The sequence below is a fragment of the Mesorhizobium sp. CO1-1-8 genome (assembly GCF_020164875.1).
Classification (GTDB): domain Bacteria; phylum Pseudomonadota; class Alphaproteobacteria; order Rhizobiales; family Rhizobiaceae; genus Mesorhizobium.
Genome location: NZ_JAIUGZ010000033.1, coordinates 1 through 2,720, shown reverse-complemented (window position 1 = coordinate 2,720; position 2,720 = coordinate 1). Strand labels below are relative to the sequence as shown.

The following is a 2,720-nucleotide window of genomic DNA, read 5'->3' as shown; positions in this document are numbered from 1 at the left end:
CTCCATAGAAAATCATCGCGGCGCGAACGTCGTAGCCCAACACCGACGCATTTGCGATAAACTGAACTGCCTCCCCTCGTCACTCATTACGCCCATGACCGGATACGCAATTGCTGCTGAAGAACCCGAACGGTAGCCCCTGCGTTGACGCTCGATTCACACCGGCAACTGCTTCTCCTTTCGTCCTCGTTTGCTCTGGCGGCGAGCCAAAAAGCGGCAGGCTTTGTGAGACCAATGAGGCACTCACCTGCATACTCGGCCGGTTCGTCTGTCGCGGTGTCGAATACCGCCCACGCGTCGCATGGTTCCTGAATGGGCAAGAATCTCACATTAGGCTCCGCTAAATTTTACCCCGAACATAAGCGGAGGTAAATTGTTCCGGCGGAGCACACCCTAGCGCCGATACGACCACCGCTCTTGAAGTTACACATCCGTCGATTATCCAATGCAGAATTGGACGAGGGAGCCCGGCCCTGGAAACGCCGGGGCGGGTATCAGCCCGGTGGCAGGATCATGCCGCTTCAGCCATGCATGAGGTCGCAGGGACAGCAAGCACGGAACATGCGCCGTCACCAAGACGATCCCCTCGACAGGATCCGCTTCATCCTGCTTCAACGCGGCAGCTGTCATTGATCCGATCAGCCCGCCAGCAATGCTGGCGCAAGCGAGCCCCGCCAGTGCTGTCGGCGAGAATCCCGCACCGTGAGGGTCCATCAGAAAAGCCATAAGCGCGCTTCCGCTGAACACTGCGGCAAGAATGGCAGTTGGAGCGATCCCGAAGCCAGCCAATTCGTCGCGGTAGGGTCCGATAACGGCGATCCGTACGCGGGCAATTCCCGCTGACACAAGATCGCCTGCGGCTTTAGCTGCTTCGGCACGGGAGTCAAAAAGTCTGCTGAGTGTCGGCATGGTCGGCCACGTTGTCCGGCGATAGATCGTTGACGAAGGAGGCCGCGATAAGATCGTCACCATAGATACGACCCAGGTCGTCCCCCATGATCGCGACGACCTTCTGGAAGGTCATCAATTCACCTTCGGTGATCTCGGTCGCCTGCATTCTGGCTAGAAGGCTGGCCACGCGCATCCCCAAGGCAGGGGATGTGACTGTTCCATTTAGCATTGTTCCATAATCCTTTTGGATTGGCAGGTCAGTGTGGGAGGGTAGAGTGTGATCTGGACGCCCTGACCTGATCGAGACCATTATGCCGGTATCTAGGACGAACGCTGCGGAGCCTGTTCAAGTGCTGGCAGATGCTCATGCTTGGCGAAGAGTCTGAGTTTGTCGGGATAGGTGATCCGAAACTGGCGTTGGCACCCCTCGCATCGATGCGAGGAAACGACCTGAAACCAACTGCCTGCCCTCTTCAAAGCGAAACCGCAATGGGGACATTCGAGCGTCATTTTGCAGATTAGCAAACGTGGGGAGAGTGCCATTTTCACCAGCATCACATGTGGCAAGGTTCCAGGCCGACCCAACTCCACCCAAAGTCGAAGGTTCCGGATGCTGGGCTTCGGTCGGAAGCAACGGGACCAAAGTCCCAATTAACGAAGCGACGGGCTACGGCCTGAGGCCCTTTCAACGCACCCCATGATCTAATCGGAAAGGCTTTTATCGCTCAACACTAAGGAACCAGCGTCCTCTACTCTCCGCCTTTGATGACGGCCTCTAGCAAGCAGTTCCCTTGAACGTCGTAGATTGCGATACTGGCCTCCTACGTGAGCACCGCCACCGTGCGTGACGGAAAGCTCCCTTCCGGACGTGTTGCCTATGCAGCTCCGGCAGGCCTTAAGCAGAACTCGAATCATGGTCTCGTCTGCCCCGGTGCCGGAGAAAATTCTCACGAGATTGCGAGCTTGTTGATCCCATTCGGATTCGGGTACGCCGCCCTCAACAACTATGGCTTTGAGCGCGTTTTTGACCACATCAAAATCAAAGGCGGACATCACCGGCGGATTGTGTCTCATTGGCTTCTTCCTCTGGGTCCGACCTATAGCCAAAGAGTTGCGTCGGAGGCACCAGCGCTACCTTCTAACGCGTCGCCCGTTCGGCGCATTAACCTGCGTTAATGGCAATTAGCACTCCGTCACCTTCTGCTCGCGACTAGGAGCAGCGAGTTCGAAACTTAGCTACAGTTGCACCTGCCGGAGAGTGGGGCGACCGACGCCGGCTGGGGGGCGGGGGAAACGCCGGTCGCCTTCAAGAAAGGGAACCATGGATTGAGCAAACTGCGTTGCGATTGGTCCTCGGACAAGAAGAGGCGATTCGCACAGGAATATCAATTAGCCCGAAGTGCCTCCGTCCCGTCCTAGAGCGGCAGAGCATCACAAATCTGAGTTATTCAGCCACGAGGTTTACGATTGAGCGCGTTGGCCCCGCCTTGGGGTTGGGTCATCCAGGAACTCGAGCGAGGAACAAACGCTAATCCTTTTGGTTCGGTTACGATGGCACTCTATTACTTCGATCTAGATGATAACGGGACAATCTTCCCTGACGACGAGGGAACAGAATGCGCCGATCTCGGCGCGGTCAAATATGAAGCAATCAAAGCCTTGGCAGAGATGACTAAAGACGCTCTTCCGGATGGCGACCATCACAGAATGGTGATTGTCGTGCGAGATGAGGGCGGCGACTTGGTGTTTCGGGGGAGCATTGTTTTCAATGTTGAGGCGCAACGTTCGTCGTCTGCTTCGCGATCCTCGCCGGACAGCCACATCTAGGG

General features: G+C 56.5%; 4 protein-coding genes. 1 reads left to right on the top strand and 3 read right to left on the bottom strand.

From position 1 onward, the window contains the following. Positions 1–438: 438 nt before the first annotated feature. From LB558_RS32795 to LB558_RS32785, 3 genes are all read right to left on the bottom strand, one after another. Positions 439–909 carry a hypothetical protein gene (locus tag LB558_RS32795; RefSeq protein WP_224701534.1) on the bottom strand — a complete coding sequence of 157 codons (471 nt, stop codon included), beginning with the start codon at positions 907–909 and terminating at the stop codon, positions 439–441. Further along, positions 884–1,084: a hypothetical protein gene (locus LB558_RS32790; RefSeq protein WP_318011695.1), complete on the bottom strand. Its 201-nt coding sequence runs from the start codon at positions 1,082–1,084 to the stop codon at positions 884–886. Before LB558_RS32790 ends, LB558_RS32795 begins: the two co-directional genes overlap by 26 nt. Before the next feature lie 509 nt (positions 1,085–1,593). Then, positions 1,594–1,965 (bottom strand): hypothetical protein, encoded by a 372-nt coding sequence (locus LB558_RS32785; RefSeq protein ID WP_224701531.1) that lies wholly within the window; start codon positions 1,963–1,965, stop codon positions 1,594–1,596. A 477-nt stretch (positions 1,966–2,442) separates the two neighbouring features. Here LB558_RS32785 and LB558_RS32780 point away from each other — a divergent pair, with 477 nt between their 5' ends. After that, positions 2,443–2,718, top strand: a complete 276-nt coding sequence (locus LB558_RS32780) for a DUF6894 family protein (protein WP_224701530.1) — start codon at positions 2,443–2,445, stop codon at positions 2,716–2,718. The last annotated feature ends 2 nt before the right edge of the window (positions 2,719–2,720 follow it).

Coding starts and splice junctions, on each gene's coding strand:
- LB558_RS32795 (WP_224701534.1), bottom strand. CDS start 909: ATGCCGACACTCAGCAGACTTTTTGACTCCCGTGCCGAAGCAGCTAAA.
- LB558_RS32790 (WP_318011695.1), bottom strand. CDS start 1,084: ATGCGCGTGGCCAGCCTTCTAGCCAGAATGCAGGCGACCGAGATCACC.
- LB558_RS32785 (WP_224701531.1), bottom strand. CDS start 1,965: ATGAGACACAATCCGCCGGTGATGTCCGCCTTTGATTTTGATGTGGTC.
- LB558_RS32780 (WP_224701530.1), top strand. CDS start 2,443: ATGGCACTCTATTACTTCGATCTAGATGATAACGGGACAATCTTCCCT.